The sequence below is a fragment of the Streptomyces sp. NRRL F-2580 genome, assembly GCF_000720115.1.
In the GTDB taxonomy this organism is placed as follows: domain Bacteria; phylum Actinomycetota; class Actinomycetes; order Streptomycetales; family Streptomycetaceae; genus Streptomyces.
Map to the genome: position 1 here is coordinate 40,215 of NZ_JOIR01000007.1, position 15,553 is coordinate 55,767.

General features: G+C 72.0%; 16 protein-coding genes. 12 read left to right on the plus strand and 4 right to left on the minus strand.

Annotated elements, in window-relative coordinates:
* Nucleotide 1 precedes the first annotated feature (1 nt).
* Nucleotides 2-472 (plus strand): heat shock protein transcriptional repressor HspR, encoded by a 471-nt coding sequence (locus tag IF88_RS0109385; RefSeq protein WP_030709209.1) that lies wholly within the window; start codon nucleotides 2-4, stop codon nucleotides 470-472.
* Between the two features lie 59 nt (nucleotides 473-531).
* Here IF88_RS0109385 and IF88_RS0109390 read toward each other — a convergent pair whose 3' ends face one another.
* On the minus strand, nucleotides 532-1,605 hold the full coding sequence (locus tag IF88_RS0109390) for a hypothetical protein (protein ID WP_051836654.1): 1,074 nt from the start codon (nucleotides 1,603-1,605) through the stop codon (nucleotides 532-534).
* A gap of 102 nt (nucleotides 1,606-1,707) precedes the next feature.
* On the opposite strand from IF88_RS0109390, the gene IF88_RS0109395 reads away from it, so the two are divergent.
* Both IF88_RS0109395 and IF88_RS0109400 read left to right on the plus strand, forming a co-directional pair.
* Nucleotides 1,708-1,968 carry a hypothetical protein gene (locus IF88_RS0109395; RefSeq protein WP_234323466.1) on the plus strand — a complete coding sequence of 87 codons (261 nt, stop codon included), beginning with the start codon at nucleotides 1,708-1,710 and terminating at the stop codon, nucleotides 1,966-1,968.
* A gap of 29 nt (nucleotides 1,969-1,997) precedes the next feature.
* On the plus strand, nucleotides 1,998-2,279 hold the full coding sequence (locus IF88_RS0109400; RefSeq protein ID WP_051762453.1) for a (2Fe-2S)-binding protein: 282 nt from the start codon (nucleotides 1,998-2,000) through the stop codon (nucleotides 2,277-2,279).
* Nucleotides 2,280-2,413: 134 nt separating this feature from the next.
* Here IF88_RS0109400 and IF88_RS0109405 read toward each other — a convergent pair whose 3' ends face one another.
* On the minus strand, nucleotides 2,414-2,824 hold the full coding sequence (locus tag IF88_RS0109405) for a pyridoxamine 5'-phosphate oxidase family protein (RefSeq protein ID WP_030709215.1): 411 nt from the start codon (nucleotides 2,822-2,824) through the stop codon (nucleotides 2,414-2,416).
* A 125-nt stretch (nucleotides 2,825-2,949) separates the two neighbouring features.
* On the opposite strand from IF88_RS0109405, the gene clpB reads away from it, so the two are divergent.
* Together clpB and IF88_RS0109415 are read left to right on the plus strand one after the other, a co-directional pair.
* On the plus strand, nucleotides 2,950-5,535 hold the full coding sequence (gene clpB, locus IF88_RS0109410) for an ATP-dependent chaperone ClpB (RefSeq protein ID WP_030709217.1): 2,586 nt from the start codon (nucleotides 2,950-2,952) through the stop codon (nucleotides 5,533-5,535).
* 110 nt (nucleotides 5,536-5,645) lie between these two features.
* Nucleotides 5,646-6,197, plus strand: coding sequence for a YbjN domain-containing protein (locus IF88_RS0109415; RefSeq protein ID WP_030709219.1), 552 nt, complete (start codon nucleotides 5,646-5,648; stop codon nucleotides 6,195-6,197).
* Here IF88_RS0109415 and IF88_RS0109420 read toward each other — a convergent pair whose 3' ends face one another.
* On the minus strand, nucleotides 6,198-7,388 hold the full coding sequence (locus IF88_RS0109420; protein ID WP_030709221.1) for a glycosyltransferase family 39 protein: 1,191 nt from the start codon (nucleotides 7,386-7,388) through the stop codon (nucleotides 6,198-6,200).
* A gap of 149 nt (nucleotides 7,389-7,537) precedes the next feature.
* Nucleotides 7,538-8,728 carry a pyridoxal phosphate-dependent aminotransferase gene (locus IF88_RS0109425; protein ID WP_420710927.1) on the minus strand — a complete coding sequence of 397 codons (1,191 nt, stop codon included), beginning with the start codon at nucleotides 8,726-8,728 and terminating at the stop codon, nucleotides 7,538-7,540.
* 130 nt (nucleotides 8,729-8,858) lie between these two features.
* On the opposite strand from IF88_RS0109425, the gene IF88_RS0109430 reads away from it, so the two are divergent.
* The 7 genes from IF88_RS0109430 (at nucleotide 8,859) to fbaA (ending at nucleotide 15,369) form a co-directional block, all read left to right on the plus strand.
* The gene (locus IF88_RS0109430; protein WP_030709224.1) at nucleotides 8,859-9,083 is read left to right on the plus strand and encodes a hypothetical protein; all 225 of its coding nucleotides are present in this window, start codon (nucleotides 8,859-8,861) and stop codon (nucleotides 9,081-9,083) included.
* A 344-nt stretch (nucleotides 9,084-9,427) separates the two neighbouring features.
* Complete coding sequence (locus IF88_RS0109435) at nucleotides 9,428-9,976, plus strand: DUF2617 family protein (protein ID WP_030709226.1); 549 nt, start codon at nucleotides 9,428-9,430, stop codon at nucleotides 9,974-9,976.
* A gap of 211 nt (nucleotides 9,977-10,187) precedes the next feature.
* Complete coding sequence (locus tag IF88_RS0109440; protein WP_030709228.1) at nucleotides 10,188-11,831, plus strand: polyamine aminopropyltransferase; 1,644 nt, start codon at nucleotides 10,188-10,190, stop codon at nucleotides 11,829-11,831.
* A 32-nt stretch (nucleotides 11,832-11,863) separates the two neighbouring features.
* Complete coding sequence (locus tag IF88_RS0109445; RefSeq protein WP_030709230.1) at nucleotides 11,864-12,679, plus strand: SRPBCC family protein; 816 nt, start codon at nucleotides 11,864-11,866, stop codon at nucleotides 12,677-12,679.
* Nucleotides 12,680-12,712: 33 nt separating this feature from the next.
* Nucleotides 12,713-13,501, plus strand: coding sequence for an aldose epimerase (locus IF88_RS0109450; protein ID WP_030709232.1), 789 nt, complete (start codon nucleotides 12,713-12,715; stop codon nucleotides 13,499-13,501).
* A 21-nt stretch (nucleotides 13,502-13,522) separates the two neighbouring features.
* Nucleotides 13,523-14,062 (plus strand): orotate phosphoribosyltransferase, encoded by a 540-nt coding sequence (gene pyrE / locus IF88_RS0109455; RefSeq protein ID WP_030709234.1) that lies wholly within the window; start codon nucleotides 13,523-13,525, stop codon nucleotides 14,060-14,062.
* Nucleotides 14,063-14,346: 284 nt separating this feature from the next.
* A complete protein-coding gene (gene fbaA / locus IF88_RS0109460; protein WP_030709236.1) occupies nucleotides 14,347-15,369 on the plus strand; it encodes a class II fructose-bisphosphate aldolase in 1,023 nt (340 codons plus the stop codon).
* Nucleotides 15,370-15,553: the final 184 nt, after the last annotated feature.

The following is a 15,553-nucleotide window of genomic DNA, read 5'->3' on the forward strand; positions in this document are numbered from 1 at the left end:
CATGGACGGCCGCCGACGACAGTCCTCCCGCCTGGGCGGGGGCTACCAGCTCACCGACGAGACCCCGGTCTACGTGATCTCGGTGGCCGCCCAGCTCTCGGGTCTGCACCCGCAGACACTGCGTCAGTACGACCGTCTCGGCCTGGTCTCCCCGGACCGTACGGCCGGCCGCGGCCGGCGCTACTCGGCCCGCGACATCGAACTGCTCCGCACGGTGCAGGCGCTGTCCCAGGACGAGGGCATCAACCTGGCCGGCATCAAACGGATCATCGAACTGGAGAACCAGGTCGCCGCGCTCCAGCAGCGCGTGGCCGAGCTCTCCGCGGCGGTGGACGGCGCGGCGGCCACGCTGCAGGCCCGCGAGGCCCAGGTGCACGCCTCGTACCGGCGCGACCTGGTCAAGTACCGGCCCCCGCAGCCGGGCAGTGCCCTGGTCGTCTGGCGGCCCAGCCCCAAGCGCCCGATGGACTGACCCGGTCCCCGTTCCGCACCTTCAGGCTCCGCCCCTCCGGGGCGGGGCCTGACGGCTTTCTAGAGGCCTTCCCGGACCTCGTCGGGGTCATGGCCCAGCTCCTCGCCGCAGTCCCGGTCAGGGGCCGAGGGCCGGCCCAGGATGCCCGACTGGGCGATGAGGTAGCCGAGCTGGGCGCGGCTGCCGCTGCCGAGGGTCGAGGCGAGCTTGGCGATGTGGGCCCGGCAGGTGCGGACGTTCATGCCGAGGCGGCGGGCGATGGCCTCGTCGACGTGTCCCTCGATGAGGAGCTGGGCGATGGTCCGCTGCACGCCGGTGATCCCGCCGGGGGTGCTCCGGTAGGTCACCTCCTCCTGTAGGGGCACGGCGCGGTGCCACAGCTGCTCGAACACCTTGATGAGGTAGTCGACGAGGCCGGGGTGGCGCAGCTCCAGTGCGACCCGGCGGTCGTCGCTCACCGGGATGAAGGCGACGGTGCGGTCGAAGATGATGAGCCGCTCTATCAGCTCTTCGAGCGTGCGGATCTCCACCTTGCCCGTGGAGATGCGGTCCACGTAGGCGAGCGTGCCCTGGCTGTGCCGGGCGGTGTGCTGGTAGAGGGTCCGTATGCTGACCCCGCGGTCGATCAGCGGCTGGTCGCGCTCCAGGGCCTGGGTCAGGGCCTCGGAGGGGCGGGCCCCGCCCGGCTGTACCGTCAGCACCTCGGTGTGGCATTCGGCCGTCGCGAGGTTGAGGGCGGCGTTGATCCGCTCGAAGCCTTCCAGCACGGTGATGGCGTGGGTGTTGGCCGGGCTCTGCGCGCTGATGGCCAGGAAAGGCTCGAAAGTGTCGGTGAGATCTACAGCGCTGCGTCGGCGGTCTTGGATCTCGCGTTCAATCGGATGGAGCCGTTGAGCCAAAGCGACCGACGGGGGAACCGGGCGCAGTTGGTTCGCGTCATCCGGGTCGGGCTGTAGAAGGGCGAATTCAAGCAGGCAGGGGGCGTTCTGGATCTCGCCCCGGGCGATCCGGCCGGTGCTCAGTGCAGTCGCGTAGAGCCGCGTTCCCTCGGCGCACATGGACGTGACGGGGTGGGGATGTGTCGCCATTGTCTCGTTTCGCGTCAAATCTCCACCCCCCAGGGTCCTGAACATGCAAGAACATGATGCATCGTCCCTGTGGCATTGACGTGCCTGAATGAGCCATCGTCTGACACGCGGGGGAGAGGATTCCATCAAGTGAGGACGAAGCCGACCATGTTCAAGAGAATGCTTCGCTCGGTGCTTGCCATAGGTTTCTCCGCCGTTGCGGTTTTTGGGGCAGTCAGCGCCGTCGAAAGTGACGCGGGGAGCGCTAGGGGCGGTCAGGGCACCAGCCTGACGAGCACGGAGTTCGACACCGGCTGGACCACGGCGCCCGTGGGCAAGTACGCGGACACCGGATGGACCAGCGGCCAGCTGGGCGGTAACGGCGGCGATACGGGTTGGACCGAGGCTCCTGTGACGGTGTCCGCGTGACCCCCGACGACCGCGGCTTCCGCCGCGAGATGGCATCCGCCTACCGCTCGGGCTGGCAGTTCATCGATCTCGCCACGGCCATCCCCCACCCTGGCGACTCGTTGATGGTCACCCTGTTCGGCCAACCGATCGTCGTCGTGCGCGAGGAGGACGAGGACGTACGTGCCTACCGGTGCCTGCGCCGCCCGCGGGGCGCGCCGCAGCCCGTCCGCTGCGAGGTGCGCTACGGAATGGTCTTCGTCAATCTCGATCAGCGCGACCACCAGCTCTTCGAACCCGATATCACCACCGCCACCCCCCGCAGTGCCTGAAGCGATTCCCCCGTCGTTACAGATCGCTCAGGCGCTACCCCCACACAACGGCGCCATCGTGGACCTGACCACGATGGCGCCGTTGTGATGCCCGCGTCCAGTGCCTGAACCGGACAAGATGAAGGATCAACGGCTCACGCGCGCCCCATGGCCCGGTCCAGGGTGATCTCGATGACCACGCGGTCGGGATTGGGCGACGGCGTGCGGCCGTACCGCACCGCGTAGCGCGCCACGGCGTCGGCGACCGACGCCTCGTCCGTACGGACCACCGCGCGCCCTTCGAGGGTGGCCCAGCGGCGCCCTTCCATCTGGCAGACCGCGACCCGGGCCCCGCCCGCCGGCGCCTGCGCCGCGAGGACGTTGCGCACCTTCTTGCTGTGCTTGTTGCTGATCACCCGTGCCAGCCCGGCCTCCGGGTCGTACGTCACGCCCACCGGCACCACGTGCGGCGTGCCGTCGGGGCGCGGGGTGGTCAGCGTGCAGACGTGCCGCTCCCGCCAGAAGGCGAGGTACTCGGGCGTCGGGTTGAGTACGTCATGGGACATGCGCCGAAGGGTACGGGCCGGGGGTGTCCTCCCTTGCCTTGAGTGGAATAGACTCAACTTTGCATAGGTTGACCCTGTCAGAGTTCATACCTGAGTTCTGATCCCTCCGGAGAGGAGAAGACGCAGTGGACGCCGAGCTGACCAACAAGAGCCGGGACGCCCTGAACGCGGCCACCAGCAGGGCCGTCAAGGACGGTCATGCCGATCTGACCCCCGCGCACCTGCTGCTGGCCCTGCTCGCCGGCGAGGACAACGAGAACGTCACCGACCTGCTGGCCGCCACCGACGCCGACCAGGCCGAGGTACGGGCCGGCGCGGAGCGGCTGCTGGCCGCCCTGCCCAGCGTCACCGGCTCCACCGTCGCGCCCCCGCAGCCCACCCGCGACCTGCTCGCCGTACTCGCCGAGGCCGACGCCCAGGCAGGCAGGCTCGGCGACGAGTACCTCTCCACCGAACACCTGCTCATCGCCATCGCCGCCAAGGGCGGCGCGGCGGGTGAGGTCCTTTCCGCCCAGGGCGCGAGCGCGAAGAAGCTGCTGGCCGCCTTCGAGAACGCACGAGGAGGACGGCGGGTGACCACCCCCGACCCCGAGGGTCAGTACAAGGCCCTGGAGAAGTTCGGCACCGACTTCACGGCGGCCGCGCGCGAGGGCAAGCTCGACCCGGTCATCGGCCGCGACCACGAGATCCGCCGCGTCGTGCAGGTGCTCTCGCGCCGCACGAAGAACAACCCGGTGCTCATCGGCGAGCCCGGCGTCGGCAAGACGGCCGTCGTCGAGGGCCTGGCCCAGCGCATCGTCAAGGGCGACGTCCCCGAGTCCCTGAAGAACAAGCGCCTGGTCTCCCTGGACCTCGGGGCGATGGTCGCGGGCGCCAAGTACCGCGGCGAGTTCGAAGAGCGGCTGAAGACCGTGCTCGCCGAGATCAAGTCCAGCGACGGGCAGATCATCACCTTCATCGACGAGCTGCACACGGTCGTCGGCGCGGGCGCCGGCGGCGACTCCGCCATGGACGCGGGCAACATGCTCAAGCCCATGCTGGCCCGCGGCGAACTGCGAATGGTCGGCGCGACCACCCTCGACGAGTACCGCGAGCGCGTCGAGAAGGACCCGGCGCTGGAGCGCCGCTTCCAGCAGGTGCTGGTCGCCGAGCCGTCCGTCGAGGACACCATCGCCATCCTGCGCGGGCTCAAGGGCCGCTACGAGGCCCACCACAAGGTCGTCATCAACGACAGCGCGCTCGTGGCCGCCGCCACCCTCTCCGACCGGTACATCACCTCCCGCTTCCTCCCCGACAAGGCCATCGACCTCGTCGACGAGGCCGCGTCCCGGCTGCGCATGGAGATCGACTCCTCCCCGCTGGAGATCGACGAGCTCCAGCGCGCCGTGGACCGGCTGCGGATGGAGGAGCTGGCGCTGAGGAACGAGTCCGACCCGGCCTCGGTCGAGCGCCTGGAGAAGATCCGCAAGGACCTCGCCGACAAGGAGGAGGACCTGCGCGGCCTGACCGCCCGCTGGGAGAAGGAGAAGCAGTCCCTCAACCGCGTCGGCGAGCTCAAGGAGCGCCTGGACGACCTGCGCGGCCAGGCCGAGCGCGCCCAGCGCGACGGCGACTTCGACACCGCCTCCAAGCTGCTCTACGGGGAGATCCCGACCCTGGAGCGCGAGCTGGCGGAGGCCACCGAGGCCGAGGCCGAGGCGTCCAAGGGGACGATGGTCAAGGACGAGGTCGGCCCGGACGACATCGCGGACGTGGTGGGCGCCTGGACGGGCATCCCGGCGGGCCGCCTGCTGGAGGGCGAGACCCAGAAGCTCCTGCGCATGGAGGACGAGCTGGCCCGCCGCCTGATCGGCCAGGGCGAGGCCGTACGGGCCGTCTCGGACGCCGTGCGCCGCACCCGCGCCGGCATCGCCGATCCCGACCGCCCGACCGGCTCCTTCCTCTTCCTCGGCCCGACGGGCGTGGGCAAGACGGAGCTGGCCAAGGCCCTCGCCGACTTCCTCTTCGACGACGAGCGGGCCATGATCCGCGTCGACATGTCGGAGTACGGTGAGAAGCACAGCGTGGCCCGCCTCGTCGGCGCCCCGCCCGGCTACGTCGGCTACGAGGAGGGCGGCCAGCTGACGGAGGCCGTCCGCCGCCGCCCGTACAGCGTGGTGCTCCTGGACGAGGTGGAGAAGGCCCACCCCGAGGTCTTCGACATCCTGCTCCAGGTCCTGGACGACGGCCGCCTCACGGACGGCCAGGGCCGGACCGTCGACTTCCGCAACACCATCCTGATCCTGACCTCGAACCTGGGAAGTCAGTTCCTCATGGATCCCGCTACCCCCGCGGAACAGAAGAAGCAGCAGGTCCTGGACGTGGTCCGGAGCTCCTTCAAGCCGGAGTTCCTCAACCGCCTGGACGACCTGGTGGTCTTCTCCGCCCTGTCCGGCGACGAGCTCGCGCACATCGCCGAGCTCCAGATCGGCCGCCTGGCCAAGCGCCTGGCCGACCGGCGCCTCACCCTGGACGTCACGCCCGAGGCCCTGGCCTGGCTGGCGGACAAGGGCAACGACCCGGCGTACGGCGCCCGGCCGCTGCGCCGCCTGATCCAGACGGCGATCGGCGACCGGCTGGCCAAGGAGATCCTCTCGGGCGAGGTCCGCGACGGCGACACCGTCCGGGTCGACGTGGCGGGCGAGGACCTGCTGGTCGGCAAGGCGCTCTGACCCGGCCGGGCGGACCCGTGTCCGCCCGCAGCGGATCGGCGCTGCGGGGCTGGACACGGGGTGGGCGGGATGGGGGAGGATGCATGTATCCGCACGAAGGGAAAAACACGGTGAGCATCGACCCGGCCTCGATTCCGAACTTCGGAGGGCAGCAGCCCGATCCGCAGGCCACAGGACCGGCGGGCCCCGTCGTCCCCGACCAGGATCTGGTCAAGCAGCTGCTGGAGCAGATGGAGCTCAAGTACGTCGTCGACGACGAGGGTGACCTCGCGGCGCCGTGGGAGGAGTTCCGCACGTACTTCATGTTCCGCGGCGAGGACGAGCAGCAGGTTTTCTCGGTGCGGACCTTCTACGACCGTCCGCACAAGATCGACGAGAAGCCGCAGCTTCTCGAGTCGATCGACGACTGGAACCGCCGCACCCTGTGGCCGAAGGTCTACAGCCACACGCACGACGACGGCTCGGTCCGCCTGATCGGTGAGGCGCAGATGTTGATCGGCACCGGCGTCAACCTGGAGCACTTCGTGTCCTCCACGGTCAGCTGGGTCCGCGCCTCCATCGAGTTCGACAAGTGGCTCGTCGAGCAGCTCGGTCTGGAGAAGGACATCGACTCCACCGACGGCGAGAACGACGGCGAAGGCGACGCCGACAACGGCAACTGACTAGAGCGGCACCCGGGCCACCAGAAGCAGGTACAGCCCGTAGCCGTAACCGAGCCCGGCCACCACCGCGGTCACCACGACCGCGGTGCGGGGCCGGGCTCGCGCCATGACGGCGGCCGGCGGCAGGAGCAGCGGGAAGGCCGGCAGCAGGAAGCGCGGCTTGGACTCGAAGAAACCGGCCCCGCCGAAGGCCATCACCAGCAGGACCGCGGTGTACACGAGGAGCGCGAGCGGCGTGCGGTCCAGGAACAGCAGCACCGCGAGCAGCCCGGCCGCGGCCAGCAGCACCACCGTCACGGTGGTGGCGAGGGGCACGTGCCCGCCGGTCAGCACCCGCTCGGCCGAGCGCAGCGCCCCGGCGCCGAAGTCGAAGCGGGAGCCCCAGCTGCGCTGCACGGCGAAGTAGCCGCCGAAGGGGTCGCGCACCTTCACCCCGACGGCCAGGACGTACGCCGCCCAGCCCGCCGGCGCCACCAGCCCGGCCACCCACACCTCAGGCGCCCGGGATCTTCGTACGAGGATGGCGTGGAGGGCCAGGGCCGACACGGCGGCCGCGACGGCGAGGCCGGTGGGCCGGGTCAGCCCGGCGAGTACGGCGAGGCCGGCGGCCCCCAGCCAGCGGCCCCGCAGCAGGGCGTACAGGGCCCAGGCGGCGAAGGCGGCCAGCAGTGCCTCGGTGTAGGCGAGGGTGAGCACCACCGAGTGCGGCAGGGCCGCCCACAGCCCCACGAGCAGCAGCCCGGCGCGCGGCCCGAGGACCCGCTCCCCGACCCGGTAGATCCCGACGGCGGCGACGGCCGCGGCCGTCCAGGTGACGAGGAGCGCGGCGGGGACGGGCCCGCCGGGCAGGATGCCGGAGACGGCCCGTATCAGCGCCGGGTAGAGCGGGAAGAAGGCCTGGTCGCTCTGGACGGGCCCGGTGCCGGTGGCGGCGTCGGGCCACATCAGGGTGCGGCCGTAGCCGTGGGCCGCGATCCGGAGGTACCAGTCCGCGTCCCAGGACCGGCCGAGCACCCGCAGCGGATCCCGCCCGGCCCACCAGGACCCGAGGGCGAGCACCAGCACCCCGGCCCCGCGCACGGCGGCGAACACCCCGAGCGCGATCACCGCCGGCGGCGCGGCCGACCGTACGGCGCGGACCGCGCGCATCTCCAGGGGCGACGCGGACACGGTCGCTCTGCCCGTTGCCATCAATCCCGACTTCCGTCTCTCGGTGAGGTCCGCTCACCGGGAGGTGAGGGCTTCGGGCACTCGTGCGAGCGACAGCTTCACACCGGCCTCGGCCGGCCCGCAAGCACCCCTGCCGGCCCCAGTCGGACGGCAGGGTCCCGGGGCGGGTCTCAGAGGCCGCGCAGCCGTGAGGCGGCCTCCCGCAGGACGTCCTCGCGCTTGCAGAAGGCCCAGCGGACCTGGGTGGCGCCGGCGGACTTGTCGTCGTAGAAGACCTGGTTCGGGATGGCGACGACGCCGCAGCGCTCGGGCAGGGCGCGGCAGAAGGCGAGGCCGTCCTTCTCGCCGAGGGGGGTGATGTCGGTGGTGATGAAGTACGTCCCCTGCGGGCGGAAGACCTCGAAGCCGGCCGCCGCGAGGCCGTCGGCGAGGATGTCGCGCTTGGCGGCCAGGTCGGCGCGGAAGGCTTCGTAGTACGTGTCGGGGAGGACGAGGGCCTCGGCGATGGCGTACTGGAAGGGGCCCGAGGAGACGTAGGTGAGGAACTGCTTGGCCGAGCGGACCGCCGTGACCAGCTCCGGGGGCGCGGTGACCCAGCCGACCTTCCAGCCCGTGAAGGAGAAGGTCTTCCCCGCCGAGGAGATGGTGACCGTGCGCTCGCGCATGCCGGGGAGGCCCGCCAGGGGGACGTGGGCGCCCTCGAAGACCAGGTGCTCGTACACCTCGTCCGTGACGACCAGCAGATCGCGCTCGACCGCCAGCTCGGCGATCGCGGCGAGCTCGGCCGCGGTCAGGACGGTGCCCGTCGGGTTGTGCGGGGTGTTCAGCAGGAGCAGCCGGGTGCGCGGGGTGACGGCGGCGCGCAGTTCGTCCAGGTCGAGGGCGAAGGCCCCGGCGTGCGGGCGCAGGGTGACCGGGACGCGTACGGCGCCGGCCATCGCGATGCAGGCCGCGTACGAGTCGTAGTACGGCTCCAGGGCGATGACCTCGTCACCGGGCTCCAGCAGGGCGAGGAGGGAGGCGGCGATGGCCTCGGTGGCGCCCGCCGTGACCAGGACCTCGGTGTCGGGGTCGTAGGACAGGCCGTAGAAGCGCTGCTGGTGGGCGGCGATCGCGGTGCGCAGCTCGGGGACGCCGGGGCCGGGCGGGTACTGGTTGCCCCGGCCCGTGAGGACCGCGCGGGAGGCCGCCTCGGCGATCTCCGCCGGGCCGTCGGTGTCGGGGAAACCCTGGCCGAGGTTGATCGAACCGGTGCGGGCGGCCAGTGCCGACATCTCCGCGAAGATCGTCGTGCCGAAGGCCGCCAGCCGGCGGTTCAGGAAGGGGCGGTCGCTGCTCACGGGTGCGCTCATGGGCGTCATCCTGGGGTCAACCTCTGGACTTCCTCAAGTGTGCTTTGGGCCGTGCGGCCCGGGGGCATCCCCCCTTCACGCGGGACGAGGGGATCCCGCTCCCCGGGAAGACCGGGGCGTGAGAGAAGGGCGGACCGCAATGTTCGTCTTCATCGTTGGAGCATTCCTGATCGTCGCGTTCGTCGTGGCGATCGCAGCCCGCTCGGCCAAGAGCGGGCAGACCCGCGGCGGCCGCAAGCGCAGCGGCAGCTCGTGGGTGGACGGGGGCGGCGGCTCGGGCTGCGGCTCCTCCTCGTCCTGCGGCTCCTCCTCGTCCTGCGGCTCGTCGTCCTCGTGCGGCGGCGGGGGGTGCGGTTCCAGCTGACACGGGGCAGCGGGCACCGCGTGGACGAGGGCGCTCGGCGGTCCGGTTTCCGTCGGGCGTCCTCGTCGTTCTCCCCTGTGTGACGACTCGTTCGCCGATGCATGACGACGCGCGGGACGCAACAAGTTGAACACGTGAACTGTGGAGCCCCCGGGGGGATGTAAACCACTTCAAGTTGGGTAAAAACGCTGTGAGTGCCGTGCCTTTCATGATTCCCTCGGTTGAGTAGACCAGTCCTCGGACCTCCCTGGACTTCCTGTGGACCCGTGCCGGTGTCCCCCCACCCGTTGACTACCGCTGGCGGGCCCCGGCCCATCTCCCTCGCGCGTTTGCGGAGCCGACTCATGCTCACGACCCTCCAGACCTCCTACACCGACACGCGTGCCGCCGATCTCGCCTGGGCCCTGGGTCGGGACCGGCTGCCCGCCCTGGCCGTACTGAATCTCGAACTGTCCGGAGCCAAGGTGGAGTTGCGCCTGCTCGGGGCCTCCCACCAGGTTCTTCTGGAAGAGGCCGAGGTGCTCTGCTCGGAGACGGTCGCCTGTATGCCCGGCAGCAGTACGCCGCTGCCGCTCGGCGTGGCCAAACGGGTGGGTGACTGGGAGTACGAGTTCGCCGCGCGGGTCGAGACGCTGTCCCGCGGGTCCTTCGCGGGGCGGGCGCAGGAACTGCTCGCACTGGTGGCTGACCACCCGAACGGGCTAGCGGGGACCTTCCCCGGAAGTCCGCACGCCTTCACGGCCATGCTCGCGCAGCGCTACGAGGGCCAGGTGCGCTGGCGGACCTGGCACGCGTACCCGCAGGAGGGCCAGCTGGTGGCCACCCGGACCCGGGTGGGCGTACGGACGGGGGCCCCGGCGGAGGCGGCGCTGGAATCGCCGGCGCTGCTGTAGCGGCCGCGGGAGGCGCGGGTCGGGCGCGTGCGGGGCCCGGTCGGCCGCGTGCGGGGTCGGGTGCGTGCGGGGTCGGTCCGGGCGCGGGGCCGGCGGGCGCCGCCGGGGCGCGGACGGCCCGGCGCCGTTACGCCAACTGGCTGGATCGGTGCGCCACTTGCACTCATGTGGGTGACCGGATGTAGGAGGGTGGTGACGTACGGTTCGCTTCATGATCGACCGTTCCGTCCCGCGCCGGGTGCTCCCGGCTCCGGAGCCGCGGGGCGCCGCGACCCTCCCGGCCGCCCTGCCCGTACGGCCCCGGACCGGCCGACTCCTCGTCCTGGCCACCGTGTTCGTCTGCGCCGCCTGCGGGCTCGTGTACGAACTGGAGCTGCTCGCCCTGGGCACCTACCTCATCGGCGACTCCGTCACCCAGGCGTCGGTCGTGCTGTCCGTCATGGTCTTCGCCATGGGCGTGGGCTCCCTGCTCGCCAAGCGCCTGCGCCACCGGCCCGCCTTCGGCTTCGGCGCCATCGAGGCCGGGCTCGCCCTCCTGGGCGGGCTCTCGGCCATGGCGCTCTACGCGAGCTTCGCCTGGCTGGGGGAGTCCCGCCCCGCCCTCGTCGCCTTCTCCTTCGCCATCGGGGTGCTCATCGGCGCGGAGATCCCGCTGCTGATGGTCCTCATCCAGCGCATCCGCAGACAGGACGCGGGCGGGGCCGTCGCCGACCTGTTCGCCGCCGACTACGTCGGCGCCCTCGTCGGCGGCCTCGCCTTCCCGTTCCTGCTGCTCCCGGTGCTCGGCCAGCTCACCGGCGCCATGCTCACCGGCACCGTCAACGCGGCCGTCGGCGGCGGGCTGGTCCTGTGGCTGTTCCGGCGCGACCTGAGCCGCCGCCGCCGCTGGCTGCTGATCGCCGCCAACGTGACCGTGCTGGCCGTGCTCGCGTCGGCAACCGTCCTCGCCGACGATTTCGAGCGGGTGGCGCGGCGCGCCGTCTACGGCGGGGAGGTGCGCGTCGCCGTCCAGACCGGAGTGCAGGAGCTGGTCCTCACCGGCCCCCCGACCGGCTCCCCGCGCTCCCTCGACCTGTACCTCGACGGACGGCTGCGGGTCAGCGGCTACGACGAGTACCGCTACCACGAGGCCCTGGTCCACCCCGCGATGACCGGTCCGCACGCCCGGGTCCTGATCCTCGGCGGCGGCGACGGGCTCGCCGCCCGCGAGGTGCTCCGCTACCGGGACGTCGCCTCCGTCACCGTGGTCGAGCTCGACCCCGGCGTGGTCGGGCTCGCCCGCACCGATCCGATGCTCTCCGCGCTCAACGGCCGGGCGTACGAGGACCCCCGCCTGGCCGTCGTCACCCAGGACGCCTTCCGCTGGCTGCGCGGGCCGGCCGCCTCCAGCCGTTTCGACGTCATCGTCTCCGACCTCCCGGACCCGGGCATCACCCCCAGCACGAAGCTGTACTCGCAGGAGTTCTACGGGCTGGCCGCGCGGGCCCTGCGCCCCGGGGGCCGGATCGCCGTGCACGCCGGGCCGCTGGCCACGCGCCCGCGTACGTACTGGACCGTCGACTCCACCCTGCGCGCGGCCGGCCTGCTGACCTCCCAGTACAGCGCGGGCGGCCGTCTGTCCGGCTTCGCCGCCGGACCCGACCGCAGCCCCCTCGGCGTGGCCGACGCCCCGCCGCAGGACTGGGGCTTCGTCCTGGCCGCCCGCGACGGGGTCCCCCCGCTGCGCGTGGACCGCGACACGCCCGCCCTGCGCTCGCTGTCGACGCGCTCGCTGCAGGACGCCGCGCGCGACGCGGAACGCACCCGGGTGCCCGGGCTCCCGCCGTCGACCCTTCCGCACCCGCGGTATTCGTGACCCGGTGCGCTGTCGTCGGTAGGCTCGACCGCATGGAGCATCAGGTGTTCGTCCCGGTACCGGCAGACGATCTCCGCGCCGTGCTGCGCGACCCCGCCCGGGTCGCCCGGTGCGTGCCGGGACTCCAGCAGGACGCCGACACCGACGCCGGGCCGGTCTCCGGCCGGCTGAAGGTCCGCGTCGGCGGGAGCACCGTGACCTACCGGGGGGCCCTGGCCGTCATCGAGCGGGACCCCGGGCACTTCACCTTCGAGGGTGAGGGCACGGAGGTCCGCGGCAGCGGGACGGTGAAGTTCTCCGTCGACCTGCGGCTGTCCCCCGCCGAGGAGGGGACCCGGCTGGACTTCACCGCCGGGGCCACCGCCGACGGGCGGGCCGCCGCCTTCAGCCCCCAGGCCGTGGCCGCCGCCGTACAGCGGCTGCTGGAACGGGCCGCCGGCCAGCTGAGCGCCGGATCCGCCCTCGGTGACCCCGTCGCCGAGGCCGAGGAGGCGGAGGAGGCCGCGCAGGCCGGTCCCGGGTTCGTCGAGGACGACGTCACCGAGGTCAGTGCCTCCGTCTTCGACACCGAGGTACCGCCCCCGTCGCTGGACCCGTTCCTGGCAGGCGGGTTCGAGGAGCTGGACGGGGCCCCGCGGCCCCCGGCCGAGGCCGCGCACGCCCGCCGCACCATGATCGGCCGCAGTGCGGAGGAGGTGGACCACGCGCCGCCGCGCGGCCGGTACGCCCCGGTCCCCGCGCCCGCCTCCACCACCGCCGGCGACAGCCTGCGCTGGATCGCCCCGGCCGCCGCTCTCGCGCTGGCCTCGGCGGTCGTCATCGGCCGGGCCCTGCGCCGCCGTCGCTGACCTGCGGCCGCGGCCCGCATTAGGGTCGACCGCATGAGTACGCAACTGAGCGCCGGCGGCGCCGAGGTGACGGTCGACCAGGAGAACGGCTGCCGCATCAGCAGCCTGCGCATCGACGGGACGGAGCTGCTGCGCCAGGGCCCGCGGTACGGGGCGTTCCCGATGGTCCCGTGGTGCGGCCGGATCGAGAACGGCCGGTTCCGCGACGGCGCCACCGTCCACCAGATGCCGGTCAACCACCCGCCGCACGCCCTCCACGGGTTCGGCCGCGACGCCCCCTGGCGCCCGGCGGGGGCCACCGCCACCGAGGCGGCGTTCACCTACGACCTCGGCGAGCCGTGGCCCTACCCCGGCCGCGTCACCCAGGTCTTCGCGCTCACCGAGGACGCGCTCACCCTCACCCTGGGCGTCGAGACCTACGGGGACTCCTTCCCGGCGCAGGCCGGCTGGCACCCCTGGTTCCGGCGCGACCTCGGGACCGGCGGCGGGGCGGCGGAGCTCTCCTTCGAGCCCGCCTGGCAGGAGGAGCGCGGCGCCGACCACCTCCCCACCGGCCACCGCATCGACCCGAAGCCCGGCCCCTGGGACGACTGCTTCGGCATGCCGCACGGCGTCGACGTCACCCTCACCTGGCCCGGCGCCCTGGAACTGCGGCTCACCAGCCGGGCCGAATGGGTGGTCGTCTACGACGAGGAGTCCGAGGCCGTCTGCGTGGAGCCGCAGTCCGGTCCGCCGAACGGGCTGAACACCCTGCCGCGCCTGGTCACACCCGTCGATCCGCTGGAGGTCTCCACGACGTGGACGTGGCGGCGGCTGCGCTAGGGCGCAATTAAGCTCAGGGCCATGAGTGACGTACGGGATGCGCTTCTGCAGCAGATCAAGGACAAGGCCGTCGTGCACGGCAAGGTGATCCTCTCCTCCGGCCGGGAGGCCGACTACTACATCGACCTCCGGCGGATCACCCTCGACGGCGAGGCGGCCCCGCTGGTCGGTCAGGTCATGCTTGACCTGACCGCCGAGCTCGACTTCGACTGCGTCGGCGGTCTGACCCTGGGCGCCGACCCGGTCGCGACCTCGATGCTGCACGCCTCCGCCGCGCGCGGACAGCGCCTGGACGCCTTCGTCGTCCGCAAGGCGCAGAAGGCCCACGGCATGCAGCGCCGCATCGAGGGCACCGACGTGAAGGGCAAGCGCTGCCTGGTCGTCGAGGACACCTCGACCACCGGCGGTTCCCCGCTGACCGCCGTCGAGGCGGTCCGCGAGGCCGGCGGCGAGGTCGTCGCCGTCGCCACGATCGTCGACCGCGGCGCGGCCGACGCCATCGCCGAGGCCGGTCTCCCGTACCTCACCGGCTACCACCTCGGGGACCTGGGCCTGTCCTAGGAAGGGCCTCCTTCCGGGTCTCCTTTCGGGGCCCGGGGGCGCCGGACCGGCCACCGGGACAACTGGTGACGAAGGTCCTCGCCGACGCCTGAGCCGGTCCTGACCTGCGCTTTCGTGGCGGCCCGGGATGTTTCACGTGAAACATCCCGGGCCGTTCGCCCAGCACGTGAGACCGGCAGGCTGGACCCCCGCGCTGAGTCTGGAAAGATAGGCGCGACGATGACGTCGCCCCCAGGTCAGGGCCCGCAATAAGCACACTCCCCGCACATCCAAGGAGCGGACAGATGCCCATCGCAACCCCCGAGGTCTACAACGAGATGCTCGACCGGGCGAAGGCAGGCAAGTTCGCCTACCCGGCCATCAACGTGACCTCCTCCCAGACCCTGCACGCTGCCCTGCGCGGCTTCGCGGAGGCCGAGAGCGACGGCATCATCCAGATCTCCACCGGTGGTGCGGAGTTCCTGGGTGGCCAGCACAACAAGGACATGGTCACCGGTGCGGTAGCCCTGGCCGAGTTCGCCCACATCGTGGCCGCCAAGTACGACATCACCGTCGCGCTGCACACGGACCACTGCCCCAAGGACAAGCTGGACGGCTATGTCCGCCCGCTGCTCGACATCTCCGCCGAGCGCGTGGCCCGCGGTCTGAACCCGCTCTTCCAGTCGCACATGTGGGACGGCTCCGCCGAGACCCTGGCCGACAACCTGGCCATCGGCCAGGAGCTGCTCGCCAAGGCCGTCGCCGCGAAGATCATCCTTGAGGTCGAGATCACCCCGACCGGTGGCGAGGAGGACGGCGTCAGCCACGAGATCAACGACGAGCTGTACACCACCGTCGACGACGCCATCCGCACCGCCGAGGCCCTGGGCCTGGGCGAGAAGGGCCGCTACCTGCTGGCCGCGTCCTTCGGCAACGTCCACGGCGTCTACAAGCCGGGCAACGTCGTCCTGCGCCCCGAGCTCCTCAAGGACCTCCAGGCCGGTGTCGGCGAGAAGTACGGCAAGGCCTCGCCGTTCGACTTCGTCTTCCACGGCGGTTCGGGCTCCACGGCCGAGGAGATCGCCACCGCGCTGGAGAACGGCGTCGTGAAGATGAACCTCGACACCGACACCCAGTACGCCTTCACCCGCCCGGTCGTGGACCACATGTTCACCAACTACGCCGGTGTCCTGAAGGTCGACGGCGAGGTCGGCACCAAGTCGAAGTACGACCCGCGCACCTGGGGCAAGGCCGCCGAGGCCGGCATGGCCGCGCGTGTCGCCGAGGCGTGCGCGAACCTGCGCTCCACCGGTACCAAGCTGAAGTAGTCGGCCCCAGCGGCCACCCCGCACCACCGAAGGGCCCGGCCCCCGTCCGCGACGGAGGCCGGGCCCTTCGCGTACGTGCCCGGGCGCCGCACGGCTCGAACGAGGCGGGCGTGCGCGACGGTTCGAGGGGGCGCCGGGGGCACCGGCGGGGCCGCGGATCCGCGACTCCCGCACCGGAGCGCGG